General features: G+C 34.5%; 20 protein-coding genes. 16 read left to right on the forward strand and 4 right to left on the reverse strand.

The genetic code is table 11. The annotated features are described in order from the left end of the window. The first annotated feature begins 30 nt into the window (after window positions 1-30). The 6 genes from EK417_RS01770 (at window position 31) to EK417_RS01795 (ending at window position 5928) form a co-directional block, all read left to right on the forward strand. A complete protein-coding gene (locus EK417_RS01770; protein WP_136521163.1) occupies window positions 31-1062 on the forward strand; it encodes a hypothetical protein in 1032 nt (343 codons plus the stop codon). Then, window positions 1046-1972, forward strand: coding sequence for a GDP-L-fucose synthase family protein (locus tag EK417_RS01775; protein WP_136521164.1), 927 nt, complete (start codon window positions 1046-1048; stop codon window positions 1970-1972). Before EK417_RS01770 ends, EK417_RS01775 begins: the two co-directional genes overlap by 17 nt. Continuing rightward, window positions 1972-3045, forward strand: coding sequence for a GDP-mannose 4,6-dehydratase (gene gmd / locus EK417_RS01780; protein WP_136521245.1), 1074 nt, complete (start codon window positions 1972-1974; stop codon window positions 3043-3045). Before EK417_RS01775 ends, gmd begins: the two co-directional genes overlap by 1 nt. An 82-nt stretch (window positions 3046-3127) precedes the next feature. Further along, window positions 3128-3952, forward strand: coding sequence for a glycosyltransferase family 2 protein (locus EK417_RS01785; protein ID WP_136521165.1), 825 nt, complete (start codon window positions 3128-3130; stop codon window positions 3950-3952). Window positions 3953-3981: 29 nt separating this feature from the next. Then, complete coding sequence (locus EK417_RS01790; protein ID WP_136521166.1) at window positions 3982-4980, forward strand: acyltransferase family protein; 999 nt, start codon at window positions 3982-3984, stop codon at window positions 4978-4980. A 9-nt stretch (window positions 4981-4989) separates the two neighbouring features. After that, a complete protein-coding gene (locus EK417_RS01795; protein ID WP_136521167.1) occupies window positions 4990-5928 on the forward strand; it encodes a glycosyltransferase family 2 protein in 939 nt (312 codons plus the stop codon). A gap of 48 nt (window positions 5929-5976) precedes the next feature. On the opposite strand, the gene EK417_RS01800 is transcribed toward EK417_RS01795, so the two are convergent. Beyond that, complete coding sequence (locus EK417_RS01800; RefSeq protein WP_136521168.1) at window positions 5977-7011, reverse strand: acyltransferase family protein; 1035 nt, start codon at window positions 7009-7011, stop codon at window positions 5977-5979. Between the two features lie 165 nt (window positions 7012-7176). Here EK417_RS01800 and EK417_RS01805 point away from each other — a divergent pair, with 165 nt between their 5' ends. From EK417_RS01805 to EK417_RS01815, 3 genes are read left to right on the forward strand one after another with little or no spacing between them, the layout of a single operon-like run. Then, complete coding sequence (locus tag EK417_RS01805; protein ID WP_076595966.1) at window positions 7177-7722, forward strand: acyltransferase; 546 nt, start codon at window positions 7177-7179, stop codon at window positions 7720-7722. After that, window positions 7719-8558, forward strand: coding sequence for a glycosyltransferase family 2 protein (locus tag EK417_RS01810; protein WP_136521169.1), 840 nt, complete (start codon window positions 7719-7721; stop codon window positions 8556-8558). Before EK417_RS01805 ends, EK417_RS01810 begins: the two co-directional genes overlap by 4 nt. 23 nt (window positions 8559-8581) lie before the next feature. Beyond that, window positions 8582-9712 carry a glycosyltransferase gene (locus tag EK417_RS01815; RefSeq protein ID WP_228457871.1) on the forward strand — a complete coding sequence of 377 codons (1131 nt, stop codon included), beginning with the start codon at window positions 8582-8584 and terminating at the stop codon, window positions 9710-9712. Between the two features lies 1 nt (window position 9713). On the opposite strand, the gene EK417_RS01820 is transcribed toward EK417_RS01815, so the two are convergent. Genes EK417_RS01820 through EK417_RS01830 form a run of 3 tightly spaced genes read right to left on the reverse strand, consistent with a single transcriptional unit; the run spans window position 9714 to window position 11704 of the window. After that, window positions 9714-10472: an SDR family NAD(P)-dependent oxidoreductase gene (locus EK417_RS01820; protein WP_076595969.1), complete on the reverse strand. Its 759-nt coding sequence runs from the start codon at window positions 10470-10472 to the stop codon at window positions 9714-9716. After that, window positions 10472-10705, reverse strand: a complete 234-nt coding sequence (locus EK417_RS01825; RefSeq protein ID WP_047380387.1) for a phosphopantetheine-binding protein — start codon at window positions 10703-10705, stop codon at window positions 10472-10474. Before EK417_RS01825 ends, EK417_RS01820 begins: the two co-directional genes overlap by 1 nt. A gap of 27 nt (window positions 10706-10732) precedes the next feature. Further along, on the reverse strand, window positions 10733-11704 hold the full coding sequence (locus tag EK417_RS01830; RefSeq protein ID WP_076595970.1) for a 3-oxoacyl-ACP synthase III family protein: 972 nt from the start codon (window positions 11702-11704) through the stop codon (window positions 10733-10735). Between the two features lie 146 nt (window positions 11705-11850). On the opposite strand from EK417_RS01830, the gene EK417_RS01835 reads away from it, so the two are divergent. The 7 genes from EK417_RS01835 (at window position 11851) to EK417_RS01865 (ending at window position 19132) form a co-directional block, all read left to right on the forward strand. Beyond that, window positions 11851-12327 carry an acyltransferase gene (locus EK417_RS01835; protein WP_228402518.1) on the forward strand — a complete coding sequence of 159 codons (477 nt, stop codon included), beginning with the start codon at window positions 11851-11853 and terminating at the stop codon, window positions 12325-12327. A 41-nt stretch (window positions 12328-12368) separates the two neighbouring features. Then, window positions 12369-13517, forward strand: coding sequence for a glycosyltransferase (locus EK417_RS01840; protein ID WP_136521171.1), 1149 nt, complete (start codon window positions 12369-12371; stop codon window positions 13515-13517). A gap of 11 nt (window positions 13518-13528) precedes the next feature. Further along, window positions 13529-14083, forward strand: a complete 555-nt coding sequence (locus tag EK417_RS01845) for a serine O-acetyltransferase (RefSeq protein WP_110366484.1) — start codon at window positions 13529-13531, stop codon at window positions 14081-14083. A 505-nt stretch (window positions 14084-14588) separates the two neighbouring features. Beyond that, window positions 14589-16082: a phosphoethanolamine transferase gene (locus tag EK417_RS01850; RefSeq protein WP_136521172.1), complete on the forward strand. Its 1494-nt coding sequence runs from the start codon at window positions 14589-14591 to the stop codon at window positions 16080-16082. Between the two features lie 324 nt (window positions 16083-16406). Continuing rightward, window positions 16407-17075, forward strand: coding sequence for a carbonic anhydrase (locus EK417_RS01855; RefSeq protein ID WP_076595974.1), 669 nt, complete (start codon window positions 16407-16409; stop codon window positions 17073-17075). 21 nt (window positions 17076-17096) lie between these two features. Then, the gene (locus EK417_RS01860; protein WP_076595975.1) at window positions 17097-17396 is read left to right on the forward strand and encodes a hypothetical protein; all 300 of its coding nucleotides are present in this window, start codon (window positions 17097-17099) and stop codon (window positions 17394-17396) included. A gap of 143 nt (window positions 17397-17539) precedes the next feature. After that, entirely contained in the window at window positions 17540-19132 is a 1593-nt protein-coding gene (locus tag EK417_RS01865; RefSeq protein ID WP_076595976.1) for a SulP family inorganic anion transporter, read from the forward strand. Window positions 19133-19157 lie beyond the last annotated feature (25 nt).

The following is a 19157-nucleotide window of genomic DNA, read 5'->3' on the forward strand; positions in this document are numbered from 1 at the left end:
CATTTCAACAACTTTTACTTCCAAAATCCTATGAATATAGCCTTCACAATCTGCTCCAATAACTATTTAGCACAAGCTAAAGTTTTAAGAAATTCTATTAATAAATATGGCGAAAACTTCAAATTTGTAATAGGATTGTGCGATGAAAAATCTGATGAAATAGATTATAGTTCTTTCCAATGTGAAATTGTAGAAATGAAAGACATTGGAATAAAAAATTTTGATGACTTATGGATGAAATATGATATCATAGAATTCAATACCTCCGTGAAAGCATCCTTTTTCAAGTACTTATTATCAAAAAATCCAAATACAGAATTTATATATTACTTCGATCCGGATATTGAAATACTTGATCAGTTATCTATCCTAAATGCAGAATTTGAAAATAATGTAGATATTTTGCTCACCCCACATATTCTAAGCTCTATTCCACTGGATGGCTACAAACCAGTAGAAAACACTTTTCTTAATTTTGGCATATATAATCTGGGGTTTATCGGGCTAAGGGGTTATTCTGAAAATGCAAAAAACCTCCTGGATTGGTGGGAAGAAAGATTGTTATCTCTTTGCTATAACCAGCCAGAAAAAGGGCTATTTGTAGATCAGATCTGGATGAACTTTTCCCCTATTTTTTTTAAAAAGGTGAAAGTTCTCAATAAAATGGGCTACAATGCCGCTCCATGGAATTTGCATGAAAGAATAGGATTGATAGCTGCAGAAAACAATAAATATCTTATGCCAGACAATTCTCCTCTGGTGTTTTATCATTTTTCAAATTTTAAATATAAAAATCCCGAAACTTTAGCTAAATACTATGACCGATATTCTTTGGAAAATTCAAATTCATTGAAAAAACTATATCAAAATTATTATCAAAAGATCATTGAAAATGATATTGAACGAATCTCGAAAATAGATTGCAAATATGTAATTTTGAAAAATGATTTACCTAAAAAAAGCAAATCATTTTATGAAATTTTGAAATCAAACTTCAATAATTTATTAAAAATAATTTATTACAAAATCCGTTACAACTACAATTATGAACCAAAACTCTAAAATATACATTGCCGGACATAGAGGTATGGTGGGAAGTGCCATTTTAAGAAACTTAACTTCAAATGGCTTTCACAATATTATTACTAAAACCTCAGACGAATTAGACCTTACAGATCAAAAAAACGTACAAACATTTTTTGAAACTGAAAAACCGGAGTATGTCTTTCTTGCGGCAGCCAAAGTAGGAGGTATTCATGCTAATAACACATATCGTGCAGATTTTCTTTATAAAAATCTTATGATTGAGGCTAATGTGATTCATCAAAGTTATATACAGGGAGTAAAGAAACTGCTTTTTTTAGGTTCCAGCTGTATATATCCGAAGCTCGCACCTCAACCTTTAAAAGAAGAATACTTATTGAGTGGATTTTTAGAACAGACCAATGAGCCTTATGCCATAGCAAAAATTGCAGGAATAAAAATGTGTGATGCCTACAGAAGTCAGTATGATTGCAATTTCATTTCCGCAATGCCAACTAACCTCTATGGCCCTAATGATAACTACGACCTAAATAACTCTCATGTTTTACCCGCTATGCTCAGGAAGTTTTTTGAAGCTAAACAAAACAAAGCAGAGGAAGTAATATTATGGGGTGACGGAAGTCCTTTTAGAGAATTTTTACATGTAGATGATCTTGCAAAAGCATGTGTATTTTTAATGAATAATTACAATGAAAGTGGTCATATAAATATAGGTTCATCCAAGGAAATCTCTATATCAGAACTGGCCAAACAGATTAAAGATATTACACAATATGAAGGAAATATAGTATGGGATACAGAAAAACCCAATGGCACTCCTAGAAAATTAATGGACTCCTCTAAAATTAATTCTATGGGATGGTATCCTGATATATCTTTAGAAGATGGAATAAAACAAGTTTACAGAGAAAAATTTATAAACAAATGATGAAAAAAGCACTTATTACAGGAATTACAGGACAAGATGGCTCTTATCTTGCCGAACTGCTTTTAGAAAAAGGCTATGAAGTTCATGGTGTAAAACGAAGAGCCTCCTCTTTTAATACTCAAAGAATTGATCATCTATACCTGGATCAACATGAGCATAATGTAAATTTCAAATTACACTACGGAGACCTTACAGACTCTACCAATATCATCAGAATTATACAAGAGGTACAACCAGACGAAATCTATAATCTTGGTGCAATGAGCCATGTGAAAGTAAGTTTTGACATGCCCGAATATGTAGCAAATGTAGATGGTCTAGGTACACTCCGTTTATTAGAAGCCATTAGAATTTTAGGCCTAACTCATAAGACTAAAATTTACCAAGCTTCTACCTCAGAATTATATGGCGGACTACCTTCCAATAAAAATGAAAAAGGATTTTATGATGAAAACTCTCCTTTCTATCCTCGTTCTCCTTATGGTGCCGCAAAAATTTATGGTTTTTGGATAACAAAAAATTACAGAGAAGCATATGGAATGTTTGCCTGCAATGGTATTTTATTCAATCATGAATCTCCCAGAAGAGGGGAAACTTTTGTTACCCGAAAAATAACTATGGCAGTAGCCAATATAGCCAAAAACAAACAAGACTGCTTATATCTGGGGAATTTAAATGCTCAAAGAGATTGGGGACATGCTAAAGATTATGTAGAAGGAATGTGGAGAATACTGCAACAAGATAAACCAGAAGATTTTGTTCTAGCGACAGGAGAAACTACTATGGTAAGGGATTTTCTTAGTATGGCTTTTGAAGAAGTAGGAATAGAACTGGTTTTTGAAGGAAGTCAGGCAAATGAAATTGCTAAAGTATCACGTTGTAATAATCCAAATTACCAACTGCCATTAGGTAAAACAGTTGTAAAAGTAGATCCTAATTATTACCGTCCCACAGAAGTTGATCTACTAATTGGCGACCCTACAAAAGCAAAAACTATTCTCGGCTGGCAACCACAGTACACCGTAAAATCTCTTTGTAAAGAAATGATTGAAAATGATTTAAAAATAATGTAATTTTTAAATCATTTTCAATGATACAATATCATTTTACTTTGCAAAAAACAAACAGATATTTACCAAAAAAATATTCAAAAACATGCTCAATAATTCCATTACAATCATAACGATAAACTTCAATAACCGAAATGGTTTACAAAAAACCCTGGATAGTGTATTTCGGCAAACCAATAAAGATTTTCAATATATAGTAATTGATGGTGGAAGTTCTGACGGAAGCAAAGAACTTATAGAAAGTAATCAATCCAAAATAAACTATTGGGTAAGTGAACCTGATAAAGGGATTTATCATGCGATGAACAAAGGAATTGCAAAAGCGACTGGAGAATATCTTCTTTTTCTGAACAGTGGAGATGAACTGCTAAATGAATCAGTTATAGAAAAAGTAACTCCATTACTGCACACAGATGATATTATCTCCGGTAATTTAATCGTAGATGAAGAAAATCAAGATGTTCTTAGGCCTACTAAAGAAAATATTTCGTTTTTAGATTTAATTGAAGAAACAATTTGGCATCCCAGTACATTTATAAAAAGAAGTGCTTTTGAAAAAGCAGGTCTCTATGATGAAAATTTGAGAATTTGTTCAGATTGGAAATGGTTTTTAATTTCTATTTTCAAATACAATTGTACTTACAGACCTATTGAACAATCTATATCCCGCTTTTATAAGGATGGTATCAGTTCCGATCCCAAATCACAATCTCTGAGAAAAGAAGAAAGAAGAAAAACACTGGTAGAAAATTTTCATTTTTCTGAATTCCAGACGGAAGAATTAATCGATAAAATTAATTTATATTTTAGCGCAAAGAACTCTTTAGACAAAATAGACAAATTGAAAAAATCAAGGTTATTAAAATTTTTATATCGAATAGGTCTATTTAAAAACTATAAATATCTTTAACTTTTTAGAGATAGGATTTTTCATCTGTTATGAAGCTTAATAATATTCAGATTTTAAGAGGAATTTCAGCATTATTAGTATGCTGTTTTCACTTCCGTGATACTATTAACTTCCCTGGTTCAGCGATTGGAGATATTTTGTTCAAGAAAGGAAGCATAGGGGTTCCTGTCTTTTTTATCATCAGTGGTTTTATCATGGCTTTCACTACTCAAAAAATAAATTTCAGCACAAATTCTTTTCAGCAGATTACCTTATTTTACAAAAGAAGGGTAATCAGAATTGTTCCGTTGTATTATCTATTGACACTGGCGGCAATGATACCGGGAGGAAGTTTTCTGCTTTATTTTTATGGAGACGGGCTTTATGAACTTACCCATTCCTTATTATTTCTTCCTACCAGGAAGGGATTCCCAGTACTTTTTCTGGGCTGGTCCCTAAATTTTGAAATGTTCTTTTATTTAATATTTGGGCTATCATTATTTTTTAAAGAAAAAAGGTATTATTTCATCGTAGTTTTTTTCATTCTTACTACCATTTTGGGATATTCTATACATTTTGACAGTCCTTATCTGAAAATGGTCACCAATTCTCTCAATCTTTATTTTGTTGTAGGAATTATCTTTGCTCTCTTACTGAACAAACATACGGTTTCAAAGAAATGGGCGGCAATAGTTTCTGTAATAGGAATAACCTCATTTATACTTGTTTTACTCAGTATCATTCCTATTGGCAATGATTGGGTAAAACTGGCAATCATCTCCACGTTTGTTTTTTCTTTTCTGACTTTTGATTATGTTTTCCATTTTGAGGGAAACAAATTCTTAATATTTCTGGGAGATATTTCCTATTCATTGTACCTATCACATCCATTTGTAGAAATTGTTTTAAAAAGATTTAAAATTGAAGGTTATCTAAACATTCCTTTTTTTCTTCTTAAAATTGTTTTAGTTATTATTGTAGCCTCTCTTCTGTACTATTTTATAGAGAAAAGAGTTACCCATTATTTAAAAATTAAATTAAAAGCATAATTCGAAAAAATGAAAATTTCAGTCATCATTCCCGTCTATAACGCTGAAAAATATGTTTCTCAAGCCGTTGAGTCTGCTCTTCAATTCGAAGAAGTATATGAAGTAGTACTGGTAGAAGACAAATCTCCGGACAATGCCCTGCAGGTTTGCCGGGAACTCGCTGAAAAATATGACCGAGTAAAACTCTATCAGCATCCTGATAAAGGAAATCACGGAGCAGGTGCCAGCAGAAATTTAGGAATGGAAAAGGCAGAAGGAGATTTTATTGCTTTCCTTGATGCGGATGACTACTATCTTCCTAACCGTTTTGATGCAGAAAAAAAGCTTTTCATCAATCATGAAGTAGATGGAGTGTATGGTGCTATAGGGGTTCATTATTATTCTGAAAAGGCAAAAGAACAGTATTATAAGGTTTTTGGAGACCGCCTCACTACAGTGTATAAAGAACATCCTCCTAAAGACGTGTTCCCGGGACAGCTTAATATGAGGGGAACTTTCGGACTTTTCAGTATTGATGCCCTGACGATCCGTAAAAGTTCTTTACAGCATATGGAGTACTTTTTCAAAACCCATTTAAAGCTTCACCAGGACACTGAATTCTTATTCAGACTCTCCTACTATCTGAATCTGTATCCGGGAATTCTTGACAAAGCCGTAGCCGTGAGAGGTGTTCATGAGAATAACAGAATTACCAAAGTAGATTCAGGAGAAGTAAAACCGGCTTCCACACGGGTTGTATTATGGAAGGAAGTGAACTATTGGGCAGAAAATGAAAATAGTATTCCTGAAGATATCAAACTTCACATCAAACGTGTATACAGAAGTTTTCAGATAGCCAATGCTCCACTTCTGAAAAAATGGGGAATGATCACAAAGTATCTGTTTACGGATTATAAAAGCATACGCTCAGGGCTGTACAATATCAATTTCAGAAATGATCTGTTCTGATTATACTCTTAAACTAAACATGTAGTTTAAAAAACCTTCATCCGGATATTAGTGTTTTGCAAAATGAATCTTTCTTAAAAGATTGCGCATCGGCTTTTCTATCAACTGATAAAAGATTGCGGAACTCAACAGCATTACGAGAATGTAAATCAAAAATACCAGATCAATACTGAATCTGTAATCCCTCCATTTTAAAAACTCCCTTACAAGATAAAGCACAGGAATATGGGTGATGTATATACCATAGCTTATTTCTCCCAGATATTCCAGTGGTTTCAATGAAAAGAACCTTGTAACCCTGCCATTATTAGCAGAGATAAGAAAAATTGCAGGAACAAAAAATAATGCCATCAAACCATTATGATAGAAAAGCGGGACAAACATCAGGGAAAGAAGGATCAGTAAAAAGACTGCGATAACGTGGTAATCATAATTTTTCTGCCTGTAATTTTTCACAAAATATAATCCTGCAAGATTTCCGATCAGGAATTCATTAAGATGCCAGAAAGGGAAATAATACAGAAACTCATGGCTTTTGGTATGAGGCCCTTCATAAGCTCCATACACCGGGTAAAGATTAGAAAACACCTGAGTAATTAGCCAAAGACCAATGGCAAATCCCCAGATCATTTTGTTTTTCCTGACATAAAAATAATTATACAAGACCGGAAAAAGCAGATAAAAAAAGAACTCTACGGAAATCGACCATCCCGGAAAATTCAGAATCATTGCTTCTCCGGGTATCCAGCTCTGAATGCCCAATCCATATAGAATCAGCTTACACCAATCGAACATCTCATATCTTGTCATAAAATAGAGCAAAAGACCAAGCATATAAAGTGGATAGATCCTGGCAAACCTGTTTTTATAAAATTCCAGGCAATCAATTTTATCTTTCTTATGATAAGCAATAATCATAATAAATCCTGAAAGGATAAAGAAATAGCTTACACCGACATTGGCCCTCAAAAAAAGATTGGAAATGTAATCTATCTTATATAAAAACAGATCTTTATTGAAATGAGAAATAACAATTGCCATTGCAGCAACAAATCGGGTAAATGTAATCTGACTTATTTTCACAGAACACAGGATGCTTTACTTTATCAAAACACAGCAACTACAACTCTGAAGGCTGTTTTATTTCGTATAAAGTATTAATTTTAAGGCACAAAAATAAGATTTATTATTATAATTATATAAAACAAATTATATTTGTAGACTGCAAATGTGAAAATAAATTTAAGTATGCTTGATGAAATTTTAGCAAAAATTCAACGAAAAAGCCAGATTTCTCGTCTCAAAAAACACCCTAATGTTTCTTTTAAGGGAATAAGGCTTGGGATCAGCAATCATTTTATTCTGCACGAAAATTTAAAAAATGTTACGCTTGGGAATTCTTTGAGTTTCAGAAATTATGTACATATTCTTGTGCAGCAGAATGCTATTTTAGAAATTGGAGATCATTTTTTCATGAATAATTTTTGCTCAATCAATTGTCTTGACAGGATTTCAATAGGAAACAATACGTTGTTCGGAGAAGGGGTAAAGCTGTATGACCACAACCATGCTTACCAGACTCAGCCGGAATTTAGGCTGCTTTCATCTGAGTTTACTACGGCTCCCATCAAAATAGGAAATAACTGCTGGCTTGGAAGTAATGTGACCGTCTTAAAAGGTGTTACTATTGGGGACAACTGTATCATCGGAGCTGGATGTGTGATTCATAAAGATATTCCGTCCAATACCACAGTTATCAACCATCAGGATTTAATATTCAAAGAACGGTCATGAAGTTTTCTATCCTTATTGCCCATTACAACAACGCTGTTTTTTTTAAAGACTGTTTTGAAAGTATTCTTCAGCAGACTTATACAAACTGGGAAGCTGTAATTTTAGACGATGCCTCTTCTGACAACGAGAAGAAAATAATACAGGAAATGATTTCAAAGGACAAAAGATTCAGGTTTTTTGAAAATGAAAAAAACTCCGGTGTAGGAGTTACAAAAAGCAAGCTGATTGAACTGGCCGAAGGGGAAATCTGTGGCTTTCTGGATCCTGATGACGCCATCTCTCCTACCGCTATTCAAAAATGTATGGAGATTTTTCAGACTAGAAAAAACACAGTCCTTACCTACTCAAGGTTTATGACGTGTGATCAGAATCTGAAGCCTATAGCTCCGTTCAGATCAGCTATGCAGGTGCCGAATGGAGATCCCTGTTTTTTTAATTTTCCGATTCAGATTGCTCATTTTGTAAGCTTCAGAAAAGCAGTGTATGAGCAAACAGAAAAAATGAACCCTAATTTAAAAATAGGGGAAGATCAGGATTTATACCTTAAAATGTATGAAAAAGGGAATGTTCATTTTATTAATGAAACGAACTATCTTTACCGAACCCATCAGGGCGGCATTTCTCAGAATGACAATAAAAAGAAATCCCATGAATATTTTGCTCAGGTGATTTTCAACACCATGAAGCGCAGAGGGCTTAGTACCATCAATGGGAAAAAAGTTCCTGAAAAGTATACAGATTCAGATGAAATATTCGCGCTGCTGCAGTATCAGCATCAATTGCCTTTCCGAATCAAGAAAAAGATAAAAATTACATTACAATCAATCTTCGGATAATGTTAGAAAAAAAAATAAAAATTTTGTTCAGGCACCGCTCCATGGAAATGGGAGGCGTAGAAAAAGTATTACTGGGACTGCTCAACAACCTTGATCCTGACAAATTTGAAATGACGGTATGCCTTACCCTCAACCAGGGAAAACTGCGTGATGAACTTCCGAAGCATATCAGAAAAGTATACCTTACTGATGGAAAAGAAGATTTTTCCAGCAATTCTCTTTTACAGAAACTTCAGCTCGTTAAAAGAAGAATAAAGCTGAGAAAACTGAAAAATATCCCTGCCATCGCAGACCGTCTTATCAATGATACTTTTGATATTGAAATCGGGATGGATTACAGGGACTATGATGCCATTCTGAATTCAACCAATAAGAATTCAAAAAAAATAGGATGGTTTCACTCTGAAATTAATGTACCGAAATTTCAGCCTTTAGTGCCGAACATTCTAAAGAGCTTTCCGCAATTTGACCATATGGTATACTGTTCCCACAAGATAAAAGATATGATGCATCAGCATTACCCTAATCTTAATTATCCGGCTGAAAGCGTTATCATTAATCCTATCCCTATTGATGAAATTAAACGTAAGGCAGAAGAAAACCTTGAAAATTTCCCTGAAGGACCTGTTTTTGCGTCTATTGGAAGACTTCATTCAAGAAAAGGATATCATAAGCTTATTGACGCTCATAAAAAGCTTATAGATGAAGGGTTTCATCACAGCATCATTGTTATTGGTGACGGTGATGAAATGAACAACCTCAAGGCACAGGCAGCCAAAAATAATGTTGAAAAAACATTTATTCTGGCCGGAAATCAAATGAATCCTTATCCTTACATCAAAAAAGCGGATTATTTTGTTCTTCCTTCAGAATCTGAAGCATGGCCATTGGTCATTGCTGAAGCTTTAATTCTTCAGAAACCTATTATTGCAACAGAAGTAGGAGATGTAGGATTGATGATCAGGGACCGTGAAACAGGATACCTCATCAATTATGAAATTGATGAAATGTATTCAGCGATGAAAACATTCCTTACCGATCCTGGCCTTGTTCTCCACATCAGAGAGAACCTTAAAACAATTGAAAATCAGTTTGATAATAAGAAAATATTTGACAGCATAGAACATATTATAGAAACTTTACACAAAAAGTAAGTTACTGTGCAGAATATCCTCCGTCTATCACAAGGTTGGTGCCTGTGACCCATCTTGAGGCATCGGACAGTAAAAAAATACAGGCATTCGCTACATCTTTAGGTTCACCTATTCCCAGCGGATGCTTTTTTATGATTTCTGATGAAGCTTCCTCGCCGATATTTTCAAACATCTTCTCTAAAATCGGAGTGTTTACCATCGCCGGGCTTATGCTGTTGACACGAATATTACTTCTTGAAAGTTCCATAGCCAAAGAACGTGCTCCGGAGATTACAGCTCCTTTACTGGCAGAATAAGCCGCTTTTCCGGCCTCTCCTATCATTCCCGCAACAGAAGAGATAAATACGAAACTGGAGTTTTCATCTTTATATTTTTTTAAAGATAAAATTTTAGCGATTTCAAGTCCCGCAATGACATTAACAGCAAATATGTCCTGATACAGCTGAGGATTGTGCTTTTTTAATGGTAATGTTTTTTCGATACCGGCACAATGAATAAATCCCGATATTTTACCTAAAATTGAAACTTTATCCGCAATAACTGCTTCAAGGTTTTCAGATTGGGTAATATCTTCAGTGATGGTTTCAACTTTTGTTTCAGGATTGAGCATAGAAACGGTTTTCATCAGTTCTTCCTGATTTCTTCCTACAAGAATAAGATCTGCACCGCTATTGCTGCATTCTACAGAACAGCTTCTCCCAATTCCGGAAGAAGCGCCTGTAATGAGAATAATTTTATTTTTTAATGAGAAAGCATCCATTAATCTTCAAAATTTTCTTTTCCTATAACATTCATCAGATCTGAAACGGTTTCAATATCTTTAAAATGCTTGGTATCAATTTTCTTGCTGAAATTTTCGTCTACAAACGCAATAACAGAAAGTAAGCTTATAGAATCGTAGCTTTCTAAAGATTTCAGGTTCGTTTCAGTAGTCAATGTTTCATCTTCTTCCAGTTCCTCCTGTAGTTTTTCTAAAAAAACGGATGTTTTCATATTTTATAATTTTAAATGTTTGTTATTTTAAATTTCCATAATAGTGGCACCCCATGAATATCCAACTCCAAATCCTGCCATTAAAACCTTATCTCCTTCTTTCAGCATTCCTTTATCCATCATATTTTTAAGAGCAATAGGAATTGTTGCAGAAACGGTATTACCGGTTTTTTCCATGTCAATATAAAACTTTTCTGCCGGTATTTTTGTTTTCTTTCTTAAATAATTCAGCATAAAAGAATTGGCCTGATGAAAAACAAAATGGTCAATATCATCCATTGTCATTCCGTTCACTTCCAATGTTTCTTTTACCAGTCCCGGAATATTTTCAATTGTAAAATTAAAAATTTCAGGACCATTCATATAAATATTCTCAGGGCCGAATTCGTGTTCAGGATTCAGTTCAAAGTCTTTTTTAAATGCTCCTTTTTTCACCATAAGATTTTCCGCACCGCTTCCGTCTGTTCCCAGACAGAACTGATAATCATTACCTTCAGCTTTTTCAATAATAGCAGAGGCAGAGGCATCTCCGAATATACTTCGGTTGCCTTTATCATCGGGATGAATATGTTTGGTGTATGTTTCTGAAGTTACCAGAAGAATACTCTTTGCAATTCCACCGGCAATCAGCCCTTTTGCAAAGGCTAATCCATAAACAAATCCTGAACAGCCAAGGTTAAAATCTATAGCTCCGATATTTTTTCTAAGCCCCAATCTGTCCTGCAAAATACAGGCCGTTGTAGGAAGAAAATACTCCGGACTTTGGGTACAGAACAAAATAAAATCTACTTTGTTTCTGTCATAGTTTTCGAAAATTTTTTCTGAAGATTGTACAGCCATATCCAGTACGGTTTCGCTGTCAGAAGAAATATGGCGTTGGGAAATACCTACTTTCTCCTGAATACGTTCGGAGCTCCATTCAGGGAACTGCTTTTCAAGATCCTCGTTAGTTAACACCTGCTGAGGCAGGTAATATTCTATTTTTGAAATTTTCATCATATTAATAATTTCTCTTTCTTTGCAAAAGTAACGAAAACAAATTTACACTTGTGATGATTTTTATATTCAGAATCCTATTAAAAATAGACTCCCTCTATCATACTTTTTTGAACAGGGGCAGCCTTGAAGTGGCAAAATACAGAGGTATGAAGGTAGGAAAAAACTTTAATATGCCTGATAAAGTGTATTTCGGAACTGAACCTTACCTTATCGAAATTGGTGATAATGTAAACATTGCCGGAGATGTAAGGTTTGTAAACCATGGCGGAACGACTACTCTGCTCAGAAAACTTCCGGGCTATGAAGATGCAAGAATACTGGGAAGAATAAAAATCGGAAACAACTGCACCATCGGGCTTAATTGTGTGATTATGCAGGATGTTCAGATTGGAAACAACTGTATTTTAGGAGCGAACTCTGTGTTGTCACAATCTATGCCGGATAATACCGTCTTTATAGGAAACCCTGCTCAATTCTTGTGTACCATTGAAGATTATGGTGATATTGTTCTTAAAAATAATCCGGAATATCCCCGTGAACTGGAAAAAGACAGAAAGAAACTGGATGCCTATATCAAAGAAAATCTTCCTCACAAGTATAAAAAAGCAAGAAAAATTAAATAAATTTAATCTTGTAAAAAAATTATAAAAAAGAAAAAAACAAATTGAAAAAGAAAAAACTCCTCATTCGTATAGGTTCATTACGTCATGGTGGTGCTGAGAAAGTGTTAATCAACTTTCTGAAGAATCTGCCTGCTGATAAGTATGAAGTTGATCTTCTGGTAAATCTCTATTCAGGATTATACATTAAAGAGGTTCCGTCCTGGGTGACCCTGTACTATTTGACAAAAGGAGAAATGATTACCACCAACAGGCTGCAGGATATTCCTGTGAAAGCCTACAGGGTTCTTTATCAGAAAATGTTTCTTTGGTTCCCTTCCCTTCTTTATAAATTTGTTTTAAAGAATAAAAAATACGATGTAGAGATTGCAGCCATCCATGCGATGCATCGGGAAATTCTCTCCAGTCCGCAAAAAGATTCAAAAAAAATTATCTGGGTACAGAATGATATTTTCAATGTAAAAGAATACACACCGGAAGTAATCAGACAGTTCTTCAGGTTTGACAGAATTCTGGTAATCTCCAACAAACTTCAGGAAGGAATGCATAATTTGGCTAAAAATGAAGCTGAAAAAGCATCCGTTATTAAGATCTTCAATCCGATTGACAAAAATGATACATTAAGAAAAGCGGATATTGACGTGAATGATTATCCCTTCAGCAGTGATCTTCCAACTTTTGTAACGGTAGGAACCGTATACCCTCAGAAAGGGTACGACAGATTGCTTAATGTACATAAAAAGCTTGTTGATGAAGGGTTAAAGCATCATCTTTTGATCATTGGCGATGGGTATGATTTTAACAATATTCAGGATCAGCTCAATAAGCTCGGTCTTCAGGACACTGCAAAAATGCTTGGTTTCAGCAGTAATCCCTACCCTTATATGAAAAAGGCGGATTTCTATATTATGTCTTCAAGACATGAAGGATTTCCTACCATTATTGCCGAAGCACTGATTCTCAATAAGCCTATTTCTGCAACAGATATTTCAGGAATCAGGGATCTTCTGCAGGATGGCAAACTCGGGAATATCACTCCAAATTCCGAAGAGGGGATTTATGAAGGAATGAAAAAGTTTCTTACGGATAAAAATATCACTGAAGAATACAAAAAACAGATCTCGGAAACTGAACTTCCGTTTGTTTTGGAAAAATCTGTAGAACATCTTCAGAAAATAATTGACGAAGTATAAAAATATTTATAATGGCTGATTATTCAATCATTCAAAAAGACTTTTACCGGGAAAGCGGAAAGTGGCTTTCTACATTTCAGATCTGGAAAAAATGTATTCATCCCAATCTTCATTTTGTGTACATTCTGAGAATCTCTCAGAAGTATCAGAAGAAATCTATTTTAAATACTTTCTGGAGGGTTGTACTGAGACATTACCAGATCAAATACGGATTTCAGATTTATCCTGAAACTCAGATTGGCGAAGGTTTTTATTTGGGACATTTTGGAAGCCTTGTCATCAATCCCAAAACAGTTATCGGGAAAAATTGCAATATTGCCCATGGAGTGACTATAGGGCAGCAAAACCGTGGAAAAAATGAAGGATATCCGGTTATTGGCGACGAAGTATGGATAGGCACCAATGCAGTTATTGTTGGAGGAATCACCATTGGAAATAATGTGTTGATTGTTCCTAATTCTTATGTCAACTTTGATGTTCCCTCCGATTCTGTTGTCATAGGAAATCCGGCAAAAATTATCCACACACCGGATGCAACAAAGGATTATATCAACCGTAAAGTATAGTAAACCCAATAGTTATAGTAAAAATTCTACTTGTATTTATCGGTAATTTCATGTACATTTGAAAAATTGTATTATATGATTAAGAAGATAACATCATAATCATCCGATTGTATCCATAATAGCACATTTTACTATCAGGATAATGCCAATCATGCAATACAAATTGTCTGAAAAAATCGCTTGACAGTAAAAACACAACTCCAACTTAATTATTAATAAAAAAGTAATTTTTTGATGAAAAAAACAGAAAACCCAACATCCTTATCCCTACTCATGCAATCAACTCTATAAAGCGTAAAAACAACATACCGCTATAAACTGAAACTACTTATTTTCAAAAGTTCCTTTTTTGAGTTGATATAATATCTGCAAGATTTAAGAATTATTATCTGACACTAATTCATTTTTGTACAATACACAACCCTGATATTCAACACACTCACATCTGGAAACGTTTGAGGAAGATAATATAAAATTGGTCTCAACAGCACAGAAATACACAACCATGTTAAAAAAAATAGTTCCTATTCTACTTATTATATTATACCTTACAGGTTTTTTGGTATCATTTCCTTATATATTCGATAATCTTTTCGAAGCCGAAAAACTGGACAGTATCCGGAATATTTTTGAATATGGAATTATGTTTTCTTCGTTTCTTGTATTCAATGCACTTCTTTTTAAGAATAAATATACGTCCATAATTTCTGTTATTCTCTGTATATTATTAAGTATTAACTTTCTGATATCAGTTTCCTGTTTTCTTATCTATCATTCCGGATTTAATGTAGGAATGGCCATCAGTATTCTTGAGTCTAATCCTGATGAGGCAATGAGTATGTCTTATATGTTTATTCTTCCAGGCATTCTGTTCTTCATTTTCCTTGGAATGGTACTGTACTCTGTGATTTACCTTAAAAAAAATGTAGTCAGGTTTGATGCTAAATTTATCATTATTGCTTTACTGTGGCTTATTCTGCCCTTTGGATATCATCTTAAACACAAATATGTAAGCAATAAAGGAGGTGGTAAGATGATTAAGAATGTATACTATCATTTATCGGATTTCAATACTGCTTTGAATATACAGAGAGACATTAACGAAATAAAAAAGAACGTTCCGGTCTTCAATATCAAAAAAATACAGCCTGGAATAGAAAACGTCATTCTCATTATTGGAGAATCTGAAAGAAAACAAAACATGTCATTATACGGTTATAACAAAAAAACAACTCCTTATACGGATGAACAAGCCGGTAATATGATGATTTTTGATCATGCCATTTCTCCAGCAGGCATTACCAACCTGAGTGTTCCACTGATGCTATCCAGTATCCACCCGGATGAATTCAGATATCGTTATGACAAACTATCCTATAATATCATCAACATGGCGAATCAAAGCAGATACAATTCTTTCTGGCTGAGTACACAGGCAAGTGCAAGAGGAATTACAGCCATCGCTTCCATGTCTAAAAACAAAAAATGGGTGAATGGCTATGATGAAGCAATTGTTCCTGAGCTTAAAAAAGTGATTCAGAAGAAGGAAGATAAATTTATAGTTCTTCACATAATGGGAAGCCATCCAAATCCGTGTAACAGACTTCCTCCTAACTGGAATTCGGGTGATCTGAATTGCTATGACAGCTCTATAAAATATACAGATTATGTTTTCAAAAATATTTTCAGTACCCTGAAAAACACCAACTCTGTAATAATCTATGCTTCAGATCATGGTCTTAAAATACAGGGTGACAAATTATTGCATATAGACTCTAAAGAATCTACCCAGGTACCATTTTTTGTTTGGTTTGGAGATAAAGTACCTGCAAACTATAGAATTACAGGGCACGAAACAAAACAGACCCAAACCACTTATATTTATCCTCTGATCATGAAATATATGGGTCTTGAAGCTCCTCAGCATTATAAAAATGAAGGGAATAAATACTTAAACCTGAATATGAGAAGTATGGAATATAATCAGCTTCCGGAATAATAAAAACTCTTTGTAATCAAGCGATTTCGATAGTTTTGCTTTTTTCATCAAAAAAATTACGAATATTTTAATTCACAAATAACAAATTCTGATTTATACTTCGTAATTTTATCTAGTGTTTTTTAAACGTTTGATTTCCCCATAGATCACAAACTGCAAAGCATATTGGAATATCAGATATGATTTTAAGCATATTTTAATATTAAACTTTGTTAAAAGTGTTCAATTATTTAGCAAAAAGTATATTTTTGTACAATTATTGATTTGGTCTATTGATTTTGGAAATAATTTAAACGAAATAAATAATTATATAATCTTAAAATTATGTCACAATCGTACCAGGTTATTTTCGAAAACAACAAAAAGTGGGTAGAGTCCAAAATAGCTGAAGATCCCAACTTCTTCCATGAACTTGCTAAGACTCAGCATCCGGATTATCTGTACATCGGATGTTCGGATAGCAGAGCTACCGCAGAAGAGTTGATGGGTGCAAAGCCTGGAGAAGTATTTGTTTACAGAAACATCGCCAATGTTGTTAATACTTTGGATATGAGTTCCACAGCAGTTATTCAATACGCTGTAGAACATCTGAAAGTAAAACACATTATTGTCTGCGGACATTATAATTGTGGAGGTGTAAAAGCAGCAATGACTCCTCAGGATATGGGGTTATTAAATCCATGGCTGAGAACCATCCGTGATGTTTACAGATTACATCAGGCGGAACTGGATTCTATTCAGGACGAAAACAAGCGTTATGACAGACTTGTAGAACTTAATGTTCAGGAGCAGTGCATCAATGTAATTAAAATGGCCTGCGTGCAGGAAAGATACATTTTAGAAGAGTATCCTATTGTACACGGTTGGGTATTCGACCTTAGAACTGGTAAAATCATTGATCTGGAGATTGATTTTGAGAAAATCTTAAAAGATATCCAAAAGATCTATAATCTTACAAGTTCGGATTGGGTGATGAGCAGAAAGACTAAATAGTTTTTCTAAAAAAAAGATAAAATGAAATTCTGGAGTATTATTGTATTAACGTTTTTTCTGAATTTTACAGCGCTGCCGGGCATTGCTGCAGTTGCAGGCTGGGATATTGCAAGAACGAATGTAATAATCAACGAAGAAGAACCTCATTCTCACCCCTCCTCATTCATTGTTTACGAAAAGACCATTCCGAAACCTTTAGATGTATTTGATTATCTTAAGTTTTCAGAACCAGATGTTCAGGGCATGTCTTTTGTTCTGATTGATGATTCTTTTCATCTTTCCCCATTACTTACTATATTTTCTCCTCCTCCGGAAGCGTAACTCCTATAGTTAGATTTTTTTGATACCATTTCCATATCATTTTGTGATATAGGATACACACGTACTTTAAAATTTTTTTTCACTTTTTTATAACTGACTTATTAAAAAACAGATAAGCCGGTTATCCCTTACAGCTTCACATTATGAAAAAGACATCATTAATAGGAGGAATCAAGGAAAATTTTCCTTCAGGACTCGTGGTATTTTTAGTAGCACTTCCGTTGTGTTTAGGAATTGCTTTAGCATCAGGTGCGCCACCATTATCCGGTATTATTGCCGGTATCGTAGGCGGCCTGGTAGTAGGAACAATCAGTAATTCAAATATTTCAGTTTCCGGGCCTGCTGCAGGTCTGACAGCTATCGTTTTAACAGCAATAACAGATCTTGGCGCATTTGAACTTTTTCTTTGTGCAGGGATTATTGCAGGACTTATTCAATTGATTTTAGGGTTTGTAAGAGCTGGAAGTATTTCCAACTATTTCCCGAATAACGTCATTGAAGGAATGCTTGCTGCCATAGGAATCATTATTATTTTAAAACAGATTCCGCATGCATTAGGATTCGACAAAGATTATGAAGGTCATGAATCTATTTTTGACAATGGCCTGAATTTCGGCTATTTTACAGAATTATTTGGAGCGATCCATGCGGGTGCCATTGTTATTACTTTAATTTCTGTAGCAATCCTTATTGCATGGGACAAAATCCATGTACTGAAAAGGATGAAAATGCTTCCGGGAGCATTGGTTGCTGTAATTGCAAGTATTCTTTTAAATCAGCTCTTTAAGATGTCCGGAAGTTCTCTGGCTATCGAAACCCAGCATTTGGTTTCTTTACCGGTTCCACAGTCTTTTGATGATTTTAAAAATCTGATCACCACTCCAGACTTTAATGGTTTCACGAATCCAAAGGTATGGATCGTAGGAGCAACAATTGCTATTGTGGCATCTATTGAGACTTTACTTTGTATTGAAGCTTCCGACCGGCTGGACAGACAAAGAAGAATTACAGATACCAATCTTGAGCTTAAGGCCCAGGGAATCGGAAACCTTATCAGTTCTTTTATTGGCGGACTTCCAATGACTTCCGTTGTGGTAAGAAGTTCTGCGAATGCCAATGCGGGAGCAACCTCTAAAATGTCAACTATTATTCATGGTGTATTCTTATTGATTTGCGTACTTTCTATTCCTGTTGTTTTAAATCTAATTCCATTAGCTACACTGGCTGCGGTATTAATTTTAGTAGGATATAAACTGGCAAAGCCGGCTACGTTCAAACATTTCTGGCACTTAGGAAAATATCAGTTTATTCCGTTTGTGGCAACCGTTGTAGCTGTAGTGGCAACAGACCTGTTAAAAGGAGTAGGAATTGGTCTTGCCATCTCCGTTTTCTATATTCTTCAGGGAAATATGAAAAGAGCTTATTATTTAAGCAGAGAAAGGTTGGATGATGCTGATGGAATCAATATCAAGCTTGCTGAAGAAGTATCATTTTTAAATAAGGCAGCCATCAAAAAAACACTTAAAAACATAAAACCAAACTCTACAGTGATCATTGATGCAAGGAGCACTTCCTACATTGCAACCGATGTATTGGAAATGATTCAGGATTTCGCCAATATCCGTGCAAAGGAACAAGACATTACTGTAGAGCTTATAGGCTTTAAAACTTCATACAGAGATTACGAAAGAAGTGAGGATTCCCATATTCTGGTGACTCACAAAAGAGCCATGTAATCCCAATAATTAATTAATTTTTTTA

This window comes from Chryseobacterium candidae, assembly GCF_004916905.1.
In the GTDB taxonomy this organism is placed as follows: domain Bacteria; phylum Bacteroidota; class Bacteroidia; order Flavobacteriales; family Weeksellaceae; genus Chryseobacterium; species Chryseobacterium candidae.